Origin of the sequence: Isoptericola sp. NPDC019571 (assembly GCF_044389385.1) — a bacterium.
In the GTDB taxonomy this organism is placed as follows: domain Bacteria; phylum Actinomycetota; class Actinomycetes; order Actinomycetales; family Cellulomonadaceae; genus Isoptericola; species Isoptericola nanjingensis.
This window is the reverse complement of the sequence record NZ_JBIRXZ010000009.1, coordinates 207,244-227,844: the sequence shown is the minus strand read 5'-3', so window position 1 is coordinate 227,844 and position 20,601 is coordinate 207,244. Positions and strand designations below refer to the sequence as shown.

The window sequence follows — 20,601 nt, the reverse complement described above, 5'->3', positions numbered from 1 at the left end:
CAAACACACTGTTGAGTTCTCAAACAACCGACGCACACCGCAGAACCAGAACCACTCTCAGTTCCGACCCCGCCGGGGCAACCCCTCAAACTTACCAGACCGTTTTCCCTCTTCCAAATCCCTGATCCGAAGATCGGAGGGAAGTCGGAAAGACGATCCGATCCCACCGGGAAGAATGCGCGAAGCATCCCGACCGTTGAAGGTGTGGGTTTTCAGTCCCGGCCCGGCCATCGGTACCCAGCCTCTCGGCTGTCTCCTCGATGTCCGTCGGCCCGTCGGGCTGACGTCGTAGAACATTACCCGGGCGGAGCGCTGCGTGCAACGTGGCCGGACGTGGCGCGCGCCACGTCCGGCCACGGGCTGCGACGAGAGCCCCGACGCCTGCTCAGACCGTCACGGACTCCGGCTCCGGCCGGTCCCCGCGCGCCAGCCGGCGCGCGGCGTCGAACTCCTCGACCACCGCGCCGTCGGGCCGCGGCGTCAGGAGGCTGACCACCACGGCGGCGAGCAGGCCGACCGCGAAGCCCGGGATGATCTCGTAGAGCGAGTCCGCGAGGGACGACCGTCCCCAGACGAACGCGACCACCGCACCCGCGACCATCCCGGACAGCGCGCCCCAGCGCGTGAGGCGGCGCCAGTACAGGCTGAGGATGACGACGGGACCGAAGGCGGCGCCGAAGCCAGCCCAGGCGAAACCGACCAGGTCGAGGATCGACGACGTGCGGTCCAGCGCGATCACCCCGGCGACGACGGCCACCATGAGCACGCCCGCCCGGCCCAGCATCACCTCGGCACGGTTGCTCAGGCGCAGGCCCGCCATCTTCACCAGGTCCTCGACCAGCGCGGACGACGAGACGATGAGCTGCGACGAGATCGTCGACATGATCGCCGCGAGGACCGCTGCCAGGACCAGCCCCGCGACGAGCGGGTGGAAGAGCAGCTGGGCGAGCACGAGGAAGACCGTCTCCGGGTTGTCGATCTGGAGGCCTTCGAGGTTGGCGTAGGCCAGGCCGACGAGGCCGGTGGTGACGGCCCCGACCGCCGTCACGACCATCCAGCTGATGCCGATTCGGCGGCCGGCGGGCGCGTCCTGGGGGCTGCGCATCGCCATGAAGCGGACGATGATGTGCGGCTGCCCGAAGTACCCCAGGCCCCAGGCGAGCGCGGAGATCACCCCGGTGACCGACGCCCCCACGAGGAACGACAGGTGGTCGGTCCCGCTCGCGGCGTCGACCGCACGGATCCCCTCGAGGACCTCGCCCCAGCCGCCCAGCTCGACGATCGCGATCACGGGCACCGCGACGAGCGCGGCGAGCATGAGGCAGCCCTGCGCGACGTCCGTCCACGTGGCCCCGAGGAAGCCGCCGAACAGGGTGTAGGCGAGGGTCACGCCGCCCACGACGAGCAGCCCGGTGAGGTAGTCGAAGCCGAACGAGCTCTCGAAGAACGTCCCGCCGGCCACCATGCCGGACGACACGTAGAACGTGAAGAACACGAGCACGATCACGCCGGCCGCGATGCGCAGCAGGTGCGCCGGGTCGCGCAGGCGGTTGTCGAAGAAGCTGGGGACCGTGATCGAGTTGTTCGCGACCTCGGTGTAGGCACGGAGCCTCGGCGCCACGAACTTCCAGTTGAGCCACGCCCCGATCGTGAGACCGACGGCGATCCAGGCCTCGACGAGGCCGGTGGCGTAGATGGCGCCCGGGAGGCCCATGAGCAGCCAGCCCGACATGTCGGAGGCTCCGGCGCTCAGCGCGGCCACGCCCGGGCGGAGCTTGCGCCCGCCGAGCATGTAGTCGTCCAGGTCGTCCGTGCGGCGGTACGCGGCGTAGCCGATGCACAGCATCGCCACCAGGTACGCGACGATCGCGATCGTCTGCCAGGTCTGATCGCTCATGCGATCGATCACCCTCTCGGTCGTGTCGTGCAGCGTCTGGCGCTCGACGCGCCGACCGCCGCGTGGTGCGCGACGGGCCGGGGCCAGGTCGGGACGCGGTCGGCGCTGACCTCGCTGCTGTGCCACCCCGTAGGTGCCGAAACGACCAACGGCCCGATCCCGGGTGAGGATCGAGCCGTTGTGCCTTTCGGTGCGCCCGGAGGGATTCGAACCCCCAACCTTCTGATCCGTAGTCAGATGCTCTATCCGTTGAGCTACGGGCGCAGTCCTTGCCGGCGCTCTCGCACCGACCGACGAGAACATTACAGCCCTCGAGCCGGTTCCCCAAACCGGGAAGCCGCATCGTGATGCACGCCACCGGCCGCGCCCCTTCCGGGGCAACAGAAAAGGCCCCGGGCGTTCAGCAGCCGGAGCCTTCCTGGCGGAGACGGCGGGATTTGAACCCGCGAACGGGTTGCCCCGTTACCACCTTAGCAGGGTGGCGCACTAGACCAGACTATGCGACGTCTCCTCGCGGCAACACAGCAACACCGCGGCGCCCAGACTAACCGGCGACGCTGCCTGGGGGCAAAGCCGCGCGGCGTCGTCCCCGCCACACGCCGTACCGCGCTACGGTCTGCCGCATGCTGGACGACGACGACCAGGACCGCACGCAGCGCGCCGACCAGGGCAAGGACGACCGCACTCACCCCGGCACGACCCCCGGCACGAGCGCCGGCACACCCCCTTCCACACCACCCGACGACGCACCGGACGACTACGACGTCCTGGTGATCGGGTCCGGGTTCGGGGGCAGCGTCGCCGCCCTCCGGCTGACGGAGAAGGGGTACCGGGTGGGCGTCCTCGAGGCCGGGCGCCGGTTCGCCGACGACGAGCTGCCGCGCACCTCGTGGGACCTCCGCCGCTTCCTGTGGGCGCCCGCGCTCGGGTGCTTCGGCATCCAGCGGATCCATCGGCTGCGGGACGTGCTGGTCCTCGCCGGCGCCGGCGTCGGCGGGGGCTCGCTCGTCTACGCCAACACGCTGTACCGGCCGCTGGACGCCTTCTGGACCGACCCCGCCTGGTCCCACGTGACCGACTGGAAGGCCGAGCTCGAGCCGTACTACGACCAGGCGGAGCGGATGCTCGGCGTCGTCGACTACCGCCGCACGACGCCCGCCGACGAGCTGATGCGCGACGTCGCCGACGACCTCGGCGTGGGGCACACCTTCCGCAAGGTACGGGTGGGCGTGTACCTCGGCCAGGACGGCGACGAGCGCCCGCGCGGCGCCGGCGGCCCCGCCGTCCCCGACCCCTTCTTCGGCGGCGCCGGGCCCGACCGCAACCCGTGCCTGCACTGCGGCGAGTGCATGACTGGCTGCCGGCACAACGCGAAGAACACGCTCGTGAAGAACTACCTGCACCTCGCCGAGGGTGCGGGCGCCCGGGTGCACCCGCTGACCACGGCCACCGCCGTCGTGCCGCGGTCGGGTGGCGGGTACGAGGTGCGCACCCACCGGACGGGGCGTCGCTGGGCCGTCCGCCGCACCTACCGGGCCCGGCAGGTCGTGCTCGCGGCCGGCACGCTCGGCACGCAGCGCCTCCTGCACGCGATGCGGGACAGCGGCGACCTGCCGCGCCTGTCCGACCGGCTCGGGCACCTCACACGCACGAACTCCGAGGCGCTGCTCGGCGCCATGCGTCCCGCCCGCCGCGGGCGGGACGGCGGGCCCGACTACTCCGAGGGCGTCGCCATCACGTCGTCGTTCTACCCGGACCCGCAGACGCACGTCGAACCCGTCCGGTACGGGCGCGGCTCCAACGCGATGGGCCTGCTGCAGACGGTGCTCGTCGACGGCGTCGGACCCGGGGAGGGTCCGCGCTGGCGGCGCTGGCTCGGCGAGCTGTGGCGGCAGCGCCGGCACCTGCCCAGCCTGTACGACCTGCGCGGCTGGTCGCAGCGCACCGTCATCGCGCTGGTCATGCAGAGCCGCGACAACTCGCTCACCACCTTCACGCGGCCCGGCCCGCTCGGCAGGCGCCTCACCTCCCGGCAGGGCACCGGCGAGCCCAACCCCGCGTGGATCCCCGTGGCGCACGACGCCGTGCGCGCGATGGCGGACCGCATGGGCGGGCTCGCGGGCGGCAGCGCGGGCGACCCCTTCGACGTGCCGATGACCGCGCACATCCTCGGTGGGTGCACCATCGGCGAGACCCCGGAGACGGGCGTCGTCGACCCGTACCACCGCGTGCACGGCCACCCGGGCCTGCACGTGCTCGACGGGTCCGCCGTCACCGCGAACCTGGGCGTCAACCCGTCGCTGACCATCACCGCACAGGCGGAGCGGGCGTGCGCGCTGTGGCCCAACCACGGGCAGGACGACGCCCGGCCCGCGCCCGGCGCCGGCTACGTCGTCGTGCCGCCGACGGCGCCCCTGCGACCCGTCGTCCCCGGTGCCGCGCCCGGGGCGCTGCGCCTGCCGCTCGTCGAGATCCGGCACCGCTGAGCCGGTCCGGGAAGGCAGGACGCCCCGACGGCGTGGCCGTCGGGGCGTCGTCGGGCGGAGGGCGAGGGATTCGAACCCCCGGTGCATTGCTGCACAACGGTTTTCAAGACCGTCACATTAGGCCGCTCTGTCAGCCCTCCCGGGACGGCCGCCCGAGCGCCCGTCCGGCACAGGAGTGTACCGGCCGGCGTACGCCCGCGGCCCCGGACGCCGAGGCGTTCCGGGGCCGCGAGAGCGACGTGCGACCTGCGCTCAGGCCGCGCCACCGCCCGAGCGCAGCTGGCGCATCGCGAGCTGCACGAGGGCGATGAGCGTCTGCTTGGTCGCCGCGCGCGAGCGCGCGTCCGTGTAGAGCATCGGCACGTGCGCCGGGATCTGCAGCGCCTCGCGGACGTCCTCGAGGCGGTGCTTCGCCACGCCGTCGAAGCAGTTGACGCCCACGACGAAGGGCACGCCCCGCGACTCGAAGTAGTCGATCGCCGGGAAGCACTGCTCCAGGCGGTCCGTGTCGACCAGCACGACGGCGCCGATGGCACCGCGGATGAGGTCGTCCCACATGAACAGGAAGCGGTCCTGCCCCGGGGTGCCGAACAGGTACAGCCACAGGTTGCCCGGGAGGTTCACCCGGCCGAAGTCCATGGCCACGGTGGTGCTCGTCTTGCGGTCGGAGACCCCGCCCGCGTCGTCGACGCCCACCGAGTGCTCGGTCATCGCGGCCTCGGTGTTGAGCGGCTCGACGTCCGAGATCGAACCGATGAACGTCGTCTTGCCGACGGCGAAGCCACCGGCGACCACGATCTTCGTCACCGTCGGGGCGCCGGCGGGCGGCGCGGGCGCGGCGGCCGACTGCGTGGCGGCGTCGTCGGCGGGGCGCGAGGGGGCGGGGTGCGGCGCCGTGGCCGACGGGGCGGCCGGCGCCTGGGGCGCCGCCTGCTGCGGCGGGGAGGCCGGCACCTGCTGCGCCACGGGCCGCGCCGCCGCCCCCGACGGCGCCGCCGAGGCGGACGGCACGGACGTGATCGGGCCCTGGGGCGCCGCCGCGGGACGCGGGTCCTGGGCGGCGGACGGGGCGCCGCCGAGCACGCTCTGTCGCTGCGGGGCGCCGACCGCCGCCGGCGCGCCGCCGGCCACCGGCGCGCTCACGGCGCCGAAGGCCGGGGACACCGGAGCCCACGCCGGGGACATGCCTCCGGAGGCTCCGGGCGCCGGGCTGTCAGAGGGCGGAAATGCCATTGAGAACACTCTCCAAGACGCTCAGAGACAGGCCCGAGTGGGAACTGCCGTGACCCGTGTGGACGTTCACCGGGGTCGAGGTGTGCACGGTGATGTGCCCCTCCTCCTGCATGTCCGCAACCAGGATGCGGACGACGCCGAGGGGCAGTCGCAGCAGCGCGGAGAGCTCCGCGATCGAGACGTAGGTGTGCGCGGCGTGCTGCAGGATCGCCCGCTTCTCCGGGGTGAGTCCGACGCTCGTGACGGCGCCGGGCATCACCTCGACCAGCGCCTCGAGCGGCAGGTCGGACAGGGCGGATCGGACGCGGCCACCGGTCACCGCATAGGGACGCACCGTCGAGGCCTCGTAGCCGTCTGCCGAGTGCGCACCCAGAGAACCGAACGATGCGTGCGTCATGATCGCGACCTCATCCCACCCGCGCGGAGCGCGTCGAGCCGTCCACCGGAAGGTTCCCGCGCATCTCCGAGATCAGCTGCGGGGTGAGCGTCGCCTCGGTGCGGGAGACGAGCAGGGCCATCTCGTAGCCGATGAGCCCGATGTCGCACGAGGACTCGGCCACCACCGCGAGGACCGACCCGTTCGAGACGTTCATCAGGAAGAGGAAGCCGTTGTCCATCTCGATGACGGCCTGCCGCACGTTGCCGCCGTCGAGCTGGCGCGCCGCCCCGCGCGTCAGGCTCGACATGCCGGAGACGATCGCCGCGAGCTGGTCACCGCTGGTGCGGTCGAGCTGGTCGGACATCGCCATGAGCAGACCGTCCGCCGAGACCACCAGCGTGTGGCGGCTGCCCGGGACGGTGCGCACGAAGTTGTCGAGAAGCCACCCGAAGTTGGTCGCTTCAGTACTGAGGGTCACGCTTCCTCCTCGTCGATACGCCGAAGGCGCAGGTCACCGCTGGTGCGGCGCGGATCCAGGGACATCATTCACGGTCGGGGCGGCCTGCGTCGAGGCCCGGACGGCCCCGGCGTCGTTCCGGCCGCGGCTCGTGGCGGACTGGAAGGCCGACAGTCGCGACCTCAGCTGCTCCGGGTCCCGCTCGATACGGGCCGTGAACCGCTCGGTCGACGCGGTCGACTCCCCCGCCCGCTGGCGCCGCGCGAGGCCGCCGGCCTCGCCCGCGACCGTCGTCGGGCGGTACGTCTGCTCGTTCGTCGAAGTCACGTTCCCTTCCTGGAAGACGCCGCGCTGCAGCATCGTGGACATCTCCTCGTAGAGGACGGCCGAGGCCATCCACTCCGACCGCGCCTCGACGGTGTCGGGCACGAAGTGCGGGTCCAGCGGGTCGTAGCCCGCCGGCTCCGTCGGGCGCAGCGGCAGCACCGATCCGCCGTACGACGTCGCGGCGGAGGCCGCCGGTTCGTCGGCCGGCGCCGGCGCCGGTGCCTCGTCCCGCGTCGTCCCGTACGCCGTCGCCCCGAAGGCCGGGGCCTCGGGCAGCGCCGGCTCCGGCGCGGCCTGGGAGGCGGCGGGGAAGGGCGACGCGGTCGGGACCGCCGGGGCCACGGGCTCGTCGGCCGAGGGCTTGCGCCCGAACAGGCCGCGCTTGCGACCGCCCTGCGCGGGCGCCTCGCGGCCGGCGCGACGCCCCGGGAGGTCGGCGATGAGGTCCTCGAACGGCGGCAGCTCCTGGAACGCGTCCTTCCCCTGCGCCTCCGCCGGCGCGAGCGAGGTCGTCGGTGCGAACGGGCTCGCGGACGGAGGCGTCACGGGGTCGAACGACGCCCCGGGGACGGCAGCCGGGGCCGGCCCGGCGGCGGGCTCCGTGACCTCGCGGACGACCGGGTCGAACGACGACGTCACGGGCTCCGCGTAGGGCACGGGTGCCGGCTCGTGCCGCACCGGCTCCTCGACCGGAGGCGCGGGCTCGACCGGCGCGGCGGACGCGACGTCCCGCGTCGGCAGCGCCACGGCCGGCGCCGCCTCGGTGGCCGGCCTGTACGGCTCCGGCTGCACGGGCGCGAACGCCTCTGCCGCAGGCGTGTCGACGGGCGCCTCGTAGGGCGTCTCGACGGGCGCGGCCGCGTACGGGGCGTCCTGCGCGGACACCGGTGCGACGGGCTCGGGGAGGACCGGCGCCGCGGGCGCCGGGTCGGCCGGCGTCAGCGGGGCGAGCTCGTCCGGGAGTGCCGCCGGGTCCTCCGTCACCGCGTCGAGCTGGAGCGTGCTCTCGGTCTCGGAGGCGTCGAGCGACCCCATCGAGCGGAAGCTCGAGAACAGGCCCGCCCGCTGGTCGACGCCGAGGACCGGTGCGGACACGGGCTCCGGCTCGGCGACCGGCTCGGGCTGCGCCCGGTGCCGGCTCGGCAGCGAGCCCGCCGAGGCCTCGACCTCGGCCGGCGGCCGCCAGGAGTCGGTGGTCGCCTCGTCCAGGTCCGGCAGTTCGGGCGTCGCGAGCGGCGGCAGCACGATCGGGCCGGTGTCCGGTCGCGTCACGGCCTCGCCGGAGCCGACGCCGGAGCGCCGGCGGCGGGGCATGCCGATCGACGTCGTGCCGTCGGTCAACGCGTCCAGGTCGACCGGCACCGCGGCCGGCGGCTCGGGCTCGACCGGGAGGGCGGCCGACGCGACCGGGGCGACCGGGGCCACCGCCGGGGTCGGCATCGTGGGGGGCTCCGCCGCGTCCGGGACCCCGAACGACGGTGCGGGCTCCGGAGCCTCGAAGGGCACCGCGCCGATCGGCCCCGGGGCCTGCTCCTCGAACGCCTCCGCGATCTGGCCGCCGAGGTCGGCGGCGGCGTTCTGCGTGGCCGCCTCCAGCGGGTCGGTCGGCTGCGGCAGCGGCAGGGCGTCGTCGGGCAGGAACAGGTCGGCCGGGAAGACGACCGTGACCTCCGTGCCCGACCCCGACGCTCCGCCCTGGTACCGGACCTGCGCGTTGAGGCGGTCGGCCAGGCGGCCGACCACGTAGAGGCCGAGGCGCTGGGCGCCGACGGCGTCCGACGCGGAGCGGCTGGAGACCTTGGTGTTCGCGTCCGCGATCTCCTCGGGGCTCATGCCGAGCCCGTGGTCGCGCACGGTGACGACGACGCCGCGCTCGTCGCGCGACGTCGACACCTCGACCGGCGTGTGCGGCTCGGAGAACATCGTCGCGTTCTCCAGCAGCTCCGCCAGCAGGTGCGCGGAGCTCAGCGCGTTGTGGCCGAGCATGTGCGGGTCGACGCCCAGGTCGAGGCGGACGCGGTCGTAGAGCTCGATCTCGGACGACGCCGTGCGGACGACGTCGGAGATCGGCATCGGGTTGCGCACGCGCCGGCCCGAGTCGATGCCCGCGAGCACGAGGAGCGACTCGGCGTTGCGCCGCATCCGCGTGGCCAGGTGGTCCAGGCGGAAGAGGTTCGACAGCGTGCTCGGGTCCTCCTCGGACCGCTCCAGCTCGTCGAGGAACGACAGCTGGCGGTTGAGGAGCACCTGGTCGCGACGCGCCACGTTGACGAACATCTCCGCGATGGAGCCGCGGAGCGCGGCCTGTTCGCGCGCGACGACCATGGTCGTCTCGTTCACCTCGTTGAAGGCGGCCGCGAGGCGTCCGATCTCGTCGCTGGACTCGACGGGCACCTGCACGAGGTCGATCGACGGCGCCTGCCCGGGCACCGCCATCTGCTCCACCATGCGGGGCAGACGGTCGCGCACCTCCGCCGTCGCGGAGGTCAGGCGGGCCAGCGGCTGCACGATGCGGCGCGCGATGAGCAGCGCCAGCAGGAACGACACGAGCACGACGCCGAACGCCGCCGCACCGGTCAGCAGGGCGGCGGTCTGCGCGCTGCCCGCGAGGTCCTTCGAGTACTCGACCGCGGCGTCGCGGGAGTCGTCGCGCACCGGCTGCGTGGACTCGACCCAGCCCTGCGAGAGCGCGTTCCACTGGCTCGCGACCTCGGGGTCGATGCCGGAGAAGTTCAGGTAGCGCAGCTGGAGGCGGGCGCGGTCGAGGTCCGCCTCGTAGCCGGGCACCTCGAGCTCGCCCGGGATCAGGTCGAGCTGCTCCTGCGCGGTCGCGATCAGGCCGTCGGTGGTCTGCAGCAGGTTCACCATGCGGCCGTTGAGGTCCGACGGCGGTGCCTCGCCCTGCCCGAGGAGGGCCAGCGCCGCCCCGGCGACCGGTCGCTCCATGGTGTTGGCGAGCATCGCCTCGTCGAGGGCGACGTAGGCGTTGATGTGGCGCGTGAGGCCGGCGTCGTCGCTGCTCTGGGCGATGGCGCGCGGGACGTCCAGCGCGTTCTCGCTCAGCGCGGTGTACCGCTCGGTCGCGCGCGACTCGGAGAGCTGGCCGGAGATGACGTTGCGCTGCAGGTCGTCCAGGACCGTGCGGTCACGGAGCGTCCGGTTCACGGCGTCCTGCACGTTGGTGGGCAGGGCGGTGGTGTCGAGCACCTCGAGCGCCTCGTCGCGGGCGTCGAGAGCGCGGTCGGTGGTCTCCTGCGCCTTGACGAGAGCCTTCTTCGCGCCCGGGATCCCCATGTCGGCAGCGATGTTCGTGGCGCGCTCCGCGGCCACGGCGGAGCCTGCGTCGTCCTGCAGCTGCAGCGACTCCATCAGGGCCGCGGTCTGCTCTGCGCTGCGGTTCTCCTGCAGCGACTGCCAGGTGATCCAGCCCGCCGTCAACGCCAGGACGAAGATCGGCACGGCGAGTGTCGCAAGAATCTTCCCGCGAACGCCCAACCTGCGGAGCATCTGAACCTCTCTCCAACACTGTTCGTCGAGGCGGGCGACCGTCGTCGTCCGATCCTCGGGTGGGTGCCATCACGTCCGGCACCACTCCCCGCGCCCGGCTGGGCTTCCAGGCACGCGAGTAGGCTCCATCGGTGTGCGAGCGGTCACGATATCGGCACCTGGCGGTCCAGGGAAACTCACCCTATCCCTCGTCAACCTGGGCAAACCGGGCCCCGGCGAAGTTCTGATCGACGTCGCCGCCGCGGGGGTCAACCGCGCTGACCTGCTGCAACGCGCCGGAAACTACCCTCCGCCGGCCGGCGCTCCCGAGTGGCCGGGTCTGGAGATCTCGGGTACGGTCCGCGCGCTCGGGCCAGGGGTGACCACCTGGGCGCCCGGCGACCGCGTCGTCGCGCTGCTCGAAGGCGGGGGCTACGCCGAGCAGGTCGTGGCGCGTGCCGCCCAGCTGCTGCCCCTGCCCGACGGCGTCGACCTCGTCGACGGCGCCGCGCTGCCGGAGGCCGTCTGCACCGCCTGGACCAACCTCGTCGACACCGGCCGGCTGCACGCGGGCGAGACGCTCCTCGTGCAGGGCGGCTCGGGCGGCGTCGGCAGCGTCGCGATCCAGCTCGCCGCGGCGCTCGGGGCGCGCGTCGTCGCCACCGCGGGCGGCCCGGAGCGCGTGGCGCGCTGCGTCGAGCTCGGCGCGGACGTCGCCGTCGACCACCGCACGCAGGACGTCGTGGCCGCGGTGCGCGACGCGACCGGCGGGCGCGGAGCCGACGTCGTGCTGGACGTGCTCGGCGGCGGCGGCCTCACCGACAACGTCCGCGCGCTCGCCCCGGGCGGCCGGCTCGTCGTCATCGGGCTGCAGCGGGGCCGCCGCGGGGAGCTCGACCTCGACGCCCTCATGGCCAAGCACGCCTGGGTCACCGGGACCCTGTTGCGTCCGCGCAGCGCCGCGGAGAAGGCGGCCCTGGTCGCGACCGTGTGCGAGCGGGTGTGGCCCCTGGTCGCCGACGGCCGGGTGCGGCCCGTGGTGCACGCCAGGGTGCCGTTCGCCGAGGCCCCTGCTGCGCACGAGCTGCTCGAGTCCGGCGCGGTGTTCGGCAAGGTGCTCCTGGTGCCCTGACGCCCGTCGGACAACCCCGGGCGCCCACGGACGCCTTCGGACGCCCTCCCGAGCCCCGACCGGCTCCTGTCGGCCCCGTGGGCCACACTGGGACGCATGACCGAGAGCGACAACGGCACTCGCGACACCGACGGCACCGCCCCGCGGGTGGTCACCCCGGACGGGGAGACCACCGAGCCGGTGGGCGTCGCGGCCCCCGGCGAGGAGGGCGAGCCCGAGGAGACGTCGCGGATCGAGGAGCCCGCCAAGGTGATGCGTATCGGCGGCATGATCAAGCGGCTGCTCGACGAGGTGCGCGACGCCCCGCTCGACGACGCCGCCCGCACCCGGCTGGCCGAGATCCACGAACGCTCCCTCGCGGAGCTGGAGGAGGGCCTCTCCCCCGACCTCGTCGAGGAGCTGCACCGCATCACGCTCCCGTTCTCGGACGAGGGAGTGCCGTCGGACGCCGAGCTGCGGGTGGCGCAGGCCCAGCTCGTCGGGTGGCTCGAGGGTCTGTTCCACGGCATCCAGACGGCGCTCGTCGCCCAGCAGATGGCGGCGCAGGCACAGCTCTCGCAGATGCGGCGCGCGCTGCCGCCCGGTGCGCATCCCGCGCCGTTCGGCCCCAGCGGGCCGGCGGGCCCGGGCCAGCCGCCCGGTCCGCCCGGGCAGGACGACCGGCGCCCCTCCCCCGGTCAGTACCTGTAGCCCGTACGTGCAGCCCGACCGGGTCCCGCGGGGACCGGTCAGGTCCGCGCCGTCATGACGATGGCGCCGGAGACGAGCGCGAGGCCGGCCAGCTCCGGCCAGGTGGGGACCTGCTGGAGGACGACGGCGCCGACGAGGACGGCGGTCGCGGGCAGGAGCGCGAGCATGACGGAGAACCGGGCCATGCCGACCCGGCGCAGCACCACCTGGTCCAGCACGTACGGGACGACGGACGAGCAGACCGCCACGACCAGCAGGAACAGCAGGAGGGGCGGGTCGGTCACGACCTCCGGCGTCGACCACGCGAAGAACGGCGCGAAGGCGACGGCACCCGCCACCATGCCGACCGCGAGCCCGTCGACACCGGACCCGCCATGGGCGACCCGCTTGCCCAGCACGATGTAGCCGGCCCAGCACGCGGCCGCGGCGAGGACGGCGCTCAGCCCGATCACGGCGTCCTCGCGCGGGATCCCGGAGCCCAGGGTGACGCCCGCGAGCAGCACCACGCCGGCCGCCGCCACCACGATCGCCGCCCGCTCCTGCCAGCCACGGCCCGTGACGGCGGCGACGGCCACGGGGCCGAGGAACTCGATCGCGACGGCGACGCCGAGGGGCAGGTGGTCCACCGCCACGTAGAACACGACGTTCATCGCCGCGAGGACGACGCCGAACAGCGCGGCCGCGACGAGGTCGCGGCGGGTCCAGCGCCGTCGCCACGGGCGCCGCCACGCGAGGAGGACGACGGCGGCGAGCGCGATGCGCCACCAGCCGACCGCGGGCGCCCCCAGCCGGTCGAAGAGGCCGACCGCGACGGCCGCGCCCGCGTACAGGGTGATCCCGGAGACCAGGAACATGGCGGGGGCAGGCACGCGGTCCAGCACTCCGCGCGAGGAGGGGGCGGGGGTCGACACCCCCGGGAGCATACGGGCGCAGCACGTCCGGACCGCACCCGCGACGGGGAGCCCTCCCCACCCAGGATGTGGACGGGACGTGGACGAGCCCTGGACGTCGCGTGCGCACACGCCCTACGCTCGCGGGGCTGTCAGGGCCGGCGCGCGATCCCGCGCGCACCGCGGGGCGTCTTCGTCCCCGCCGCCCTCCCCACGACCCAGTGAGGCCGCCATGTCCTTCCCGGACGCGATCAAGTCCGTCTTCTCGCAGTACGCCACCTTCACCGGCCGCGCGCGCCGGTCGGAGTTCTGGTTCTGGTACCTGTTCCTGGTGATCGTCGCCGCGGTGGCAGGCATCCTGCTCGGCATCGTCGGCGCGGCGTCGCTCGACACCACCACCGGGACGTTCGGCGCCGGGTACTTCGTCGTCACGGCGCTGGTCGGGCTGATCAGCCTCGCGCTCCTCGTGCCGACGATCGCCGTCATGGTGCGCCGCCTGCACGACCAGGACAAGTCGGGCTTCTACTGGTTCATGTCCTTCATCCCGCTGGCCGGGCCGATCATCATGCTCGTCTTCTACGCCACGGACGGCACCCACGGCCCGAACCGGTTCGGCCCGGACCCGAAGGGTCTGCCGGCCGGCCCGGCTGCGCCCTACGGCGCTCCGGCGGTCTGACCGCAGCACGAGACGCACGACGACGGCGGTCCGGGCGGAGGATGCCCGGGCCGCCGTCGTCGTCCCCGTGTCCGCACCGCCCTGCGGCGGGTCGGACTCAGCCCTTGACCGCGCCCGCGAGCATGCCGCGGACGAAGAACCGCTGCAGCGCGATGAACACGATCAGCGGCACGACCATCGCGATGAACGCGCCGGCGGTGAGCAGGTACCAGTCCCCTCCTCGCGTGCCGGCCAGCTCGGCGATCTTCACCGTCAGCGGCTGGTACTCGGGGGCGGCGAACGTCAGGCCGACGAGCAGGTCGTTCCACACCCACAGGAACTGGAAGATCCCGAACGACGCGATCGCCGGGACCAACAGCGGGAACAGGACGCGGAAGAAGATCTTCACGTGCCCGGCCCCGTCGACCCGGGCCGCCTCCACGAGGGAGGCCGGGATGTCCTTCATGAAGTTGTGCAGCAGGAAGATCGCCAGCGGCAGCGCGAAGATCGAGTGCGAGAGCCACACCGTCCAGAAGCTGCCGTTGACGTTCCAGTCGACGTAGTCCGACAGCAGCGGCACCAGCGCGATCTGCAGCGGGACCACCTGCAGCGAGAACACGGCCACGAACAGGAAGTTCCGGCCCGGGAACTTGATCCACGCGAACGCGTACGCCGCCAGCAGCGACAGCGTGATCGGGATGAGGACCGCGGGGATCGTGATGACGAACGAGTTCACGAAGAACGTGGACAGGTCGTTGCTGTTCCCGTACAGCGCCTCGTTGTAGTTGTCCATCGTGAACTGGGCGTCCCCGGTGAACAGGTCGCCGAACACGGTCCACCAGCCCGTGCGGCGGATGTCCTCCTGCGGGCGGAACGACGTGATGAGCAGGCCGAGCGACGGGATCGTCCACAGGATGGCGATGATGATCGCGATGCCCGAGGCCCACGGGGAGCTCAGCTTGCCCTTCGTGGCGATCGCCCGGCGCTCCAGGCGCGAGAGCTTGCGGACGCCCGCCTGAGGGACGTCGTCGTCGAGGGCGGAGCCGGCGACGGCCTGGCCGGGGGTGGGGGTCGAGGTCATCGGATCTCCTCCGACTTGCGCATCTGCCGCACGTTGTACGCGATGATCGGGATCACCAGGATGAACAGGACGACGGCGAGCGCCGCGGCGAGCCCCTGGTTCCCCTGCCGGAACGCCTGCGTGTAGAACTCGTTGGCCACCACCTGCGTGCCGAACTGGCCGCCCGTCATCGTGCGGACGATGTCGAAGGCCTTGAGCGTGCCCATCGCGATCGTGGTGAGGACGACGACCAGCGCCGGCCGGATGCTCGGCACCGTGATGTAGCGGAACATCCCCATGCCGTGCAGCCCGTCGAGGCGGGCGGCCTCGACGATGTCGTCCGGGATGGCCTTGATCGCCGCGGACAGCACCGTCATCGCGAACCCGGTCTGGATCCAGATCATCACCACGATGAGGAACCAGGTGTTCCACGGCTGCCCGATGAGGAACTGCTGCGGCGGCAGGCCGACCCACACCAGCACCTGGTTGAGCAGGCCGATCTGGTTGATGTTCGCCTGGTCGGGCCGGAACTCGTAGACGAACTTCCAGATGATCGAGGCGCCCACCATCGAGATCGCCATCGGCACGAACACGAGCGCCTTGGCGAGCTTCTCGAACCGGGTGCGGTCCACCAGGACTGCATACCCGAGTCCGATGACGGCGCTCAGCAGCGGCGCGAGGATCACCCAGGCCGCGGTGACCAGCAGCACCTGCTGGAACTGGCCCTCGGTGAACGCCCGCACGTAGTTGTCGAAGCCGATGAACTCGGTGCCGTTGCGGTTGAAGAACGACTGCCACAGCGTGATGAGGCCGGGACGCAGCAGGCCGTACGCGAGGAACAGGAGCGGCACGCCGACGAATCCGGCCGCCACCACCCACGACGGGATCCGCTTCGGCCGGTCCACCAGGAACAGGATGAGGCCCATCACCGCGGCGAAGAGCGCCACGGCCACCACCATGAGCAGGAACTTCTGCCCCGTGGTGTCAGGCTCGAGCAACCAGGTCATCGATGACCTCCTCGAGGAGTCGGGACGGAGTCGGGAGCGACGCGCGGTCCGGGGACGTCGTGCGACGTCCCCGGACCGCGCGGTCGAGCACAATCACGCGGCGGGCCGGCTCACTTCGGCCAGGACGCCTCGATCTTGTCGGTGACCTCCTGGGTGCTCGACCCGGTCAGCCAGTCCACGATGCCGTTCCAGAAGGTGCCGGCGCCGACCTCGCCCGGCATGAGGTCGGACGCGTCGAACGCGACGACCGTGTTCGGGTCGGCCAGCACCCCGGCGACGTACTGGTCGAACTCCGTCGACAGGTTGTTCGGGTCGAGCCCGTTGTTGGCGCTGACCCAGCCGCCGTCCGGCGTGGCCAGGGCCTTCTGGTTGGCCCAGTCCGCGCTCGAGAGGTAGGTCTGGAAGGCCTGCACCTCGGGCCGGTCGTTGAACGCCGCCACGAACTCGCCGCCGCCGAGCATGGGCTTGACGTCGGTCTGGTCCGTGGGCAGGTAGAAGGCGAACACGTCGCCGGTCTCGGAGACCTCGGTGCCCTCGGGCCACTGCGTCTGGTAGAAGTTCGCCGCGCGGTGCATCCAGCACTGCTGGTCGAGGATGCCGTTGCCCGCGTCGGTCCACGACTGCGTGGCGATCGAGTCGACGCCGCCCAGGCCGGCGTTGACGTAGTCCGGGTTCTTGAGGATCTCACCCGCCGTGTCCCACGCCTTGACCACCTTCGGGTCGTTGAAGGGGATCTCGTGGGTGTACCACTTCTCGTAGTCCTCGACGCCCGCGGTGCGGAGCATCATGTCCTCGATGAAGTCGGTGCCCGGCCACCCGGTCGCGTCGCCGGACTCGACCCCGGCGCACCAGACCTGGCCGCCGGTGTCGTCGTGGATCTTCTGGGTGAGGTCCATCAGCTCGGTCCACGTCTGCGGCACCTCGTAGCCGGCGTCGGAGAACATCGACGGCGAGTACCAGACGAACGACTTCGCGTTGGCGCCCAGCGGCGCGGAATAGAAGGTGCCGTCGACCGTGCCGTAGCCCTTCCAGGTCTCGTTCCAGAACTCGTCCACGTTCTTGGCGGTGGCGTCCGGGGCCGGCTGGATGGCGTCCGGATAGTCCTTGACGATCGTGTTGAGCAGGCCCGGCTGCGGCAGGTAGGCGATGTCCGGGGCGTTGCCCGCCTTGATCCGGACGAGGAGCTGCGCCTCGAACTCGCGGGACGCCTCGTAGTCGATCTTGACGCCCGTGCAGTCCTCGAAAGCCTTGTACGAGTCCTGCTGGGTGGCCCCCTCCGGGTCCACGATCGACGTGTACACGCTCACGGTCTTGCCGTCGAGGTCGCCGAACTCGTCATAGGCGGAGCAGTCGATCTCGGCGCTGGAGGCGCTGGTCTCCTCCTCGCCGACACCGCCCTCGCCGTCGGGGTCGCTGCAGGCGGCCAGCACGAGCGCGAGGCCCGCGCCGGTTGCCGCCAGCGCCAGTGCGCGTCGCCGCGCCGTCGTCGTTCGTCTGGTCATTGCCGAGCTCCTCCACTGCGTCGTGGTCCACGGAGGTGTTCCCGCCGATCGGCGGCCCGTGATCCCTGGTCCCCCTGACCGGGATACTGCCTCCCTCCAGAGTTCACCGCACCCCCACCTGAAGGTGCAAGTTCCTGCAAGTCGTTTCACGGTCACGACTCGGTGACGATTCGTGACACCCTGGGACCCGGACCCCCGTCACGTACCTTCCGAGAGGACCGCCATGATCGAGCTGAGGAGCCCGCGAGAGATCGACCAGATGCGTCCCGCGGGGCGTTTCGTGGCCGAGGTGCTCACGGCCGTCCGCGACGCTGCCGCCGTCGGGGTGAACCTCCTCGAGCTCGACGCCGTCGCGCACCGGATGATCCGCGACCGCGGCGCCGAGTCCTGCTACATCGACTATCACCCGTCGTTCGGCGCCATGCCCTTCGGCAAGGTGATCTGCACGTCCGTGAACGACGCCGTCCTGCACGGGCTGCCCCACGACTACGCGCTGCGCGACGGCGACCTGCTGAGCATCGACTTCGCCGCGTCGGTGGACGGCTGGGTGTCCGACTCCGCCCTGTCGTTCGTCGTCGGGACCTCCGCGTCGCCGCAGCGCGCGGCCGCCGACGCGAAGCTCATCGAGACCACCGAGGTGGCGCTCGAGGCGGGCATCGCGGCCGCGGTCGCCGGCAACCGGATCGGCGACATCTCCGCCGCCATCGCCAAGGTGGCCCGCGGCGCAGGCTACGACATCAACACGGACTTCGGCGGCCACGGCGTCGGGCGCACCATGCACGGCGACCCGCACGTGCCGAACGACGGCCGCCCCGGCCGCGGGTTCCCGCTCAAGCCGGGCCTCGTCATCGCCATCGAGCCGTGGTTCCTCGAGACCACCGACGAGATCTTCACCGACCCCGACGGCTGGACCCTGCGGTCCGCCGACGGCAGCCGCGGCGCGCACAGCGAGCACACCATCGCCATCACCGACGACGGCCCACTGGTCCTCACGGCGCGCAACTGACGCGCCGAGATAGAGAACCCCGGACCGCGAGATAGAGAACCCCGAGCCTCTCTATCTCGCGTTCCGGGTTCTCTATCTCGGCAGGGAGAGCAGCACCGGCACGACGCCGTCCTCGTCGACGGGGCCGGTGACCTCGTCGGCGGCGGCGCGCACGACGTCGTCCGCGTGCCCCATGGCGACGCCGCGGCCGGCCCAGCGCAGCATGTCGACGTCGTTGCGTCCGTCGCCGACGGCCACGGTGTCCGCGGGGTCGACGCCCAGGCGCTCGCGCAGCCGCTCCAGCCCCGACGCCTTGGTGACGCCCTTCGGTGCCACGTCCATCCACGCCGTCCAGCCGACGGCGTAGGTGACGTCGCCCAGGCCGATGCGCGCCGCCATCGCACTGAACTCCTCCGGGGTGCGCTCGGGGCTGCGGATGACGACTCGCGTCACCTCGCGGGCCCACAGCTGCTCGAAGTCGACGACCTGGTGCACGCCGTCGAGCTCGCCCTCGGGGAACAGCGCGTTCATGCGGAAGCCGATGCCGATGTCCTCGACGGCGTAGCGCGCGTCGGGCAGCTCCTCGCGCAGCAGGCGCAGCGCGGGGCCCGGGTCGAACGTGCGCACCTCGTCGAGCTCCCAGCCGTGCGGGAGGGCGGCGTCCAGGCGCACGGTCACGGCGCCGTTGGAGCACACCATCCAGCCGGTCGTGATGCCGAGCAGCTGCGCCACCGGCGTCATCGCGATGAGCGACCGCCCCGACGACAGCACCACGTGGTGCCCCGCCGCCTGGACCGCCGCGACGGCGTCGCGCACCGCGGGCGACAGGCCGCCGTCGTACCCGAGCAGCGTGCCGTCGATGTCGAGGGCGACCAGGCGCGGGGCGGGCTGCCCGCTCACGCGACCGGCTCGAGCACCTCGAGGCCGCCCAGGTAGGGCCGCAGCCCCTCGGGCACGCGGACCGAGCCGTCGGCCTGCTGGTGGTTCTCGAGGATGGCGACGATCCAGCGGGTGGTGCCCAGCGTGCCGTTCAGCGTGGCGACCGGGCGCGTGGTGCCGTCCACGGTCCGCTCGCGCACGCCCAGGCGACGGGCCTGGAACGTGGTGCAGTTCGACGTCGAGGTGAGCTCGAGGAAGCGTTCCTGGGTGGGCAGCCACGCCTCGCAGTCGAACTTGCGCGCGGCGGACGTGCCGAGGTCGCCCGCGGCCGTGTCGATGACGCGGTAGGGCAGCTCGACCTTGGCCAGCATCGCCTCCTCCCAGGCCAGCAGGCGCTGGTGCTCGGCGGCCGCGTCCTCCGGGTCGCAGTAGCTGAACATCTCGACCTTGTGGAACTGGTGCACGCGGATGATGCCGCGGGTGTCGCGGCCCGCGGCGCCGGCCTCGCGGCGGTAGCAGGCGCTCCAGCCGGCGTACCGCTTCGGGCCCGCCGACAGGTCGATGATCTCGTCCGCGTGGTAGCCCGCGAGCGCCACCTCGCTGGTGCCGACCAGGTACAGGTCGTCCTTCTCCAGGTGGTACACCTCGTCCGCGTGGCTGCCGAGGAAGCCGGTGCCGCGCATCGTGTCCGGCTTGACCAGCGTCGGCGTGATCATCGGCGTGAAGCCCGCGCTCACCGCCTGGTCCACCGCCGCGTTCAGCAGCGCCAGCTCGAGGCGCGCCCCGATGCCGGTGAGGAAGTAGAACCGCGAGCCCGACACCTTGGCGCCGCGCGCCGTGTCGATCGCGGCGAGACCCTCGCCGAGCTCCAGGTGGTCGCGGGGCGCGAAGCCCTCGGCCGCGAAGTCGCGCGGCGTGCCGACCTCCTTGACGACGACGTAGTCGTCCTCGCCCCCGGGAGGCGCGCCCTCGACGACGTTCGCGATGCCGTACAGGAGCTCGTCGAGCTGCTTCTCGGCGTCAGACGCCTCCGCCTGCCGCGCCTTCACCTGCTCCGCGAGGTGCTTGGTGCGGGTCAGCAGCTCGGCCTTCTCGTCGCCCTGCGCCTTGGCCACCTGCTTGCCGAGCGCCTTCTGCTCCGCCCGCAGCGACTCGAACTCCGTGAGGGAGGAGCGACGGCGCGCGTCGGCGTCGAGCGCCGCGTCCACGAGAGCGGGGTCGTCGCCGCGGGCCAGCTGGCTCGCACGGACGACGTCGGGGTTGTCGCGCAGCAGTCGGAGGTCGATCACGCCCGCAAGCCTAACGGCCGGGCCGCACGCGGCCCCACGGATATCCGCGGAGCTCGGTGCCGTACTACCTCGGCAGGTTCCGTACTACCTGGGCAGGTCCGGTACTACCTCGGCAGGTTCCGTACTACCTGGGCAGGTCCGGTACTACCTCGGCAGGTTCCGTACTACCTCGGCACGTGGGCACTCCTTCGGCGTGAGATGGACGACTTCGCCGGGTCCGGGCGGCTGATCCGTCGTAGGTTGCCGT

General features: G+C 72.4%; 16 protein-coding genes and 3 tRNA genes. 5 read left to right on the top strand and 14 right to left on the bottom strand.

Translation table 11 applies throughout. The annotated features are described in order from the left end of the window. Positions 1–385: 385 nt before the first annotated feature. The 3 genes from putP to ACH443_RS16605 all read right to left on the bottom strand — a co-directional run bounded on the left by putP (position 386) and on the right by ACH443_RS16605 (position 2,408). Positions 386–1,897: a sodium/proline symporter PutP gene (putP, locus tag ACH443_RS16615; RefSeq protein WP_430590922.1), complete on the bottom strand. Its 1,512-nt coding sequence runs from the start codon at positions 1,895–1,897 to the stop codon at positions 386–388. A gap of 191 nt (positions 1,898–2,088) precedes the next feature. Then, positions 2,089–2,161, bottom strand: a tRNA-Arg gene (locus tag ACH443_RS16610). Between the two features lie 155 nt (positions 2,162–2,316). Further along, a tRNA-Ser gene (locus ACH443_RS16605) sits at positions 2,317–2,408 on the bottom strand. A 112-nt stretch (positions 2,409–2,520) separates the two neighbouring features. On the opposite strand from ACH443_RS16605, the gene ACH443_RS16600 reads away from it, so the two are divergent. Beyond that, positions 2,521–4,383 (top strand): GMC family oxidoreductase N-terminal domain-containing protein, encoded by a 1,863-nt coding sequence (locus tag ACH443_RS16600; protein ID WP_430590921.1) that lies wholly within the window; start codon positions 2,521–2,523, stop codon positions 4,381–4,383. Between the two features lie 55 nt (positions 4,384–4,438). Here the strand turns inward: ACH443_RS16600 and ACH443_RS16595 are convergent. The 5 genes from ACH443_RS16595 to ACH443_RS16575 all read right to left on the bottom strand — a co-directional run bounded on the left by ACH443_RS16595 (position 4,439) and on the right by ACH443_RS16575 (position 10,238). Further along, a tRNA-Ser gene (locus ACH443_RS16595) sits at positions 4,439–4,523 on the bottom strand. A gap of 112 nt (positions 4,524–4,635) precedes the next feature. Continuing rightward, positions 4,636–5,190 carry a GTP-binding protein gene (locus tag ACH443_RS16590; RefSeq protein ID WP_429731380.1) on the bottom strand — a complete coding sequence of 185 codons (555 nt, stop codon included), beginning with the start codon at positions 5,188–5,190 and terminating at the stop codon, positions 4,636–4,638. Positions 5,191–5,596: 406 nt separating this feature from the next. Continuing rightward, positions 5,597–6,013: a DUF742 domain-containing protein gene (locus ACH443_RS16585; RefSeq protein WP_429730019.1), complete on the bottom strand. Its 417-nt coding sequence runs from the start codon at positions 6,011–6,013 to the stop codon at positions 5,597–5,599. A gap of 10 nt (positions 6,014–6,023) precedes the next feature. Further along, complete coding sequence (locus ACH443_RS16580; RefSeq protein ID WP_079573344.1) at positions 6,024–6,473, bottom strand: roadblock/LC7 domain-containing protein; 450 nt, start codon at positions 6,471–6,473, stop codon at positions 6,024–6,026. A 33-nt stretch (positions 6,474–6,506) separates the two neighbouring features. Further along, positions 6,507–10,238, bottom strand: coding sequence for an ATP-binding protein (locus ACH443_RS16575; RefSeq protein ID WP_430590920.1), 3,732 nt, complete (start codon positions 10,236–10,238; stop codon positions 6,507–6,509). 181 nt (positions 10,239–10,419) lie between these two features. On the opposite strand from ACH443_RS16575, the gene ACH443_RS16570 reads away from it, so the two are divergent. Then, the gene (locus ACH443_RS16570) at positions 10,420–11,397 is read left to right on the top strand and encodes an NAD(P)H-quinone oxidoreductase (RefSeq protein WP_430590919.1); all 978 of its coding nucleotides are present in this window, start codon (positions 10,420–10,422) and stop codon (positions 11,395–11,397) included. Positions 11,398–11,493: 96 nt separating this feature from the next. After that, positions 11,494–12,087 (top strand): bacterial proteasome activator family protein, encoded by a 594-nt coding sequence (locus ACH443_RS16565; protein ID WP_430590918.1) that lies wholly within the window; start codon positions 11,494–11,496, stop codon positions 12,085–12,087. Between the two features lie 38 nt (positions 12,088–12,125). On the opposite strand, the gene ACH443_RS16560 is transcribed toward ACH443_RS16565, so the two are convergent. Next, positions 12,126–12,956, bottom strand: a complete 831-nt coding sequence (locus ACH443_RS16560; protein ID WP_430590927.1) for an EamA family transporter — start codon at positions 12,954–12,956, stop codon at positions 12,126–12,128. A gap of 253 nt (positions 12,957–13,209) precedes the next feature. On the opposite strand from ACH443_RS16560, the gene ACH443_RS16555 reads away from it, so the two are divergent. After that, positions 13,210–13,653, top strand: coding sequence for a DUF805 domain-containing protein (locus ACH443_RS16555; RefSeq protein ID WP_429763201.1), 444 nt, complete (start codon positions 13,210–13,212; stop codon positions 13,651–13,653). Positions 13,654–13,750: 97 nt separating this feature from the next. On the opposite strand, the gene ACH443_RS16550 is transcribed toward ACH443_RS16555, so the two are convergent. The 3 genes from ACH443_RS16550 to ACH443_RS16540 form a co-directional block, all read right to left on the bottom strand. Beyond that, a complete protein-coding gene (locus ACH443_RS16550; RefSeq protein ID WP_429763200.1) occupies positions 13,751–14,713 on the bottom strand; it encodes a carbohydrate ABC transporter permease in 963 nt (320 codons plus the stop codon). Continuing rightward, entirely contained in the window at positions 14,710–15,699 is a 990-nt protein-coding gene (locus ACH443_RS16545; RefSeq protein WP_429763199.1) for a carbohydrate ABC transporter permease, read from the bottom strand. Before ACH443_RS16545 ends, ACH443_RS16550 begins: the two co-directional genes overlap by 4 nt. Before the next feature lie 110 nt (positions 15,700–15,809). Next, positions 15,810–17,201, bottom strand: a complete 1,392-nt coding sequence (locus ACH443_RS16540) for an ABC transporter substrate-binding protein (protein WP_430557672.1) — start codon at positions 17,199–17,201, stop codon at positions 15,810–15,812. A 223-nt stretch (positions 17,202–17,424) separates the two neighbouring features. Between ACH443_RS16540 and map the strand changes: the two genes are divergently transcribed. Next, a complete protein-coding gene (gene map / locus ACH443_RS16535; protein WP_430590917.1) occupies positions 17,425–18,207 on the top strand; it encodes a type I methionyl aminopeptidase in 783 nt (260 codons plus the stop codon). Positions 18,208–18,279: 72 nt separating this feature from the next. Here the strand turns inward: map and ACH443_RS16530 are convergent, their stop codons facing one another. Together ACH443_RS16530 and serS are read right to left on the bottom strand one after the other, a co-directional pair. Then, the gene (locus tag ACH443_RS16530; protein WP_430557674.1) at positions 18,280–19,086 is read right to left on the bottom strand and encodes an HAD family hydrolase; all 807 of its coding nucleotides are present in this window, start codon (positions 19,084–19,086) and stop codon (positions 18,280–18,282) included. Beyond that, the gene (gene serS, locus ACH443_RS16525; protein ID WP_429763194.1) at positions 19,083–20,354 is read right to left on the bottom strand and encodes a serine--tRNA ligase; all 1,272 of its coding nucleotides are present in this window, start codon (positions 20,352–20,354) and stop codon (positions 19,083–19,085) included. Before serS ends, ACH443_RS16530 begins: the two co-directional genes overlap by 4 nt. Positions 20,355–20,601 lie beyond the last annotated feature (247 nt).

Bases quoted from the DNA above. Each gene is read 5' to 3' on its own strand.
- putP (WP_430590922.1), bottom strand. From the start codon at position 1,897: ATGAGCGATCAGACCTGGCAGACGATCGCGATCGTCGCGTACCTGGTG.
- ACH443_RS16600 (WP_430590921.1), top strand. From the start codon at position 2,521: ATGCTGGACGACGACGACCAGGACCGCACGCAGCGCGCCGACCAGGGC.
- ACH443_RS16585 (WP_429730019.1), bottom strand. From the start codon at position 6,013: ATGACGCACGCATCGTTCGGTTCTCTGGGTGCGCACTCGGCAGACGGC.
- ACH443_RS16565 (WP_430590918.1), top strand. From the start codon at position 11,494: ATGACCGAGAGCGACAACGGCACTCGCGACACCGACGGCACCGCCCCG.
- ACH443_RS16555 (WP_429763201.1), top strand. From the start codon at position 13,210: ATGTCCTTCCCGGACGCGATCAAGTCCGTCTTCTCGCAGTACGCCACC.
- ACH443_RS16550 (WP_429763200.1), bottom strand. From the start codon at position 14,713: ATGACCTCGACCCCCACCCCCGGCCAGGCCGTCGCCGGCTCCGCCCTC.
- ACH443_RS16545 (WP_429763199.1), bottom strand. From the start codon at position 15,699: ATGACCTGGTTGCTCGAGCCTGACACCACGGGGCAGAAGTTCCTGCTC.
- ACH443_RS16540 (WP_430557672.1), bottom strand. From the start codon at position 17,201: ATGACCAGACGAACGACGACGGCGCGGCGACGCGCACTGGCGCTGGCG.
- map (WP_430590917.1), top strand. From the start codon at position 17,425: ATGATCGAGCTGAGGAGCCCGCGAGAGATCGACCAGATGCGTCCCGCG.